Genomic DNA, 715 nt, shown 5'->3' on the forward strand with positions numbered 1-715 from the left:
CGCCTGCTGGAAACGCTGCGGCCCTTCGTCTACCGGCGTTACCTCGACTACAGCGCGCTCGACGGCCTGCGCGAGATGAAGGCGCTGATCAGCGCCGAGGTGCAGAAGCGCGAACTGGCCGAAGACCTGAAGCTGGGCCCGGGTGGCATCCGCGAGGTGGAATTCCTGGTGCAGGCGCTGCAGCTGATCCGCGCCGGCCGCGAACCCGCGCTGCGGGGGCGTTCGCTGCTGCCGGCGCTGGCCGCACTGGCCGACGCCGGCCACGTCGCCGAGGCCACGGCCGACCGCCTGGCCGAGGCCTACCGTTTCCTGCGCCGGCTCGAGAACCGGGTGCAGATGCTGGCCGACCAGCAGGTGCACGCCCTGCCGGACGACCCCGTGGCGCGCCACCGCATCGCCCGCGCGCTGGGCTACCCGGGCGAGCGCGAGCTGCTGGCCGAGCTCGACGGCCACCGCTCCGTGGTGGCCGAGGAATTCTCCGGCCTGCTCGAGGCGCGCCACCGCCGCCGCGCGCCGGAAGGTGCGCTGGTGAAGTACTGGCGCGCGCTGCCCGACGGCGGCGACGCCGCGGTGCTGGCCGATGCCGGATTCACCGACGCCGAGGCGCAGGACGCGAACCTGCGCGACTTCGCCCGCACCCCGGCGGTGCGGGCGCTGTCGCCGCGCGGCCGCCAGCGCCTGGACAACGTGCTGCCGGAACTGCTGGCCGCCGCCG

1 protein-coding gene is annotated in these 715 nt (G+C 75.1%); it reads left to right on the forward strand.

Annotated features, from left to right (window positions below; translation table 11 throughout):
- The coding region (locus tag N790_RS05640; protein ID WP_043801856.1) for a [protein-PII] uridylyltransferase family protein at positions 1–715 on the forward strand (715 nt) is incomplete at both ends.

The sequence above is a fragment of the Arenimonas malthae CC-JY-1 genome (assembly GCF_000747075.1).
GTDB lineage: Bacteria > Pseudomonadota > Gammaproteobacteria > Xanthomonadales > Xanthomonadaceae > Arenimonas > Arenimonas malthae.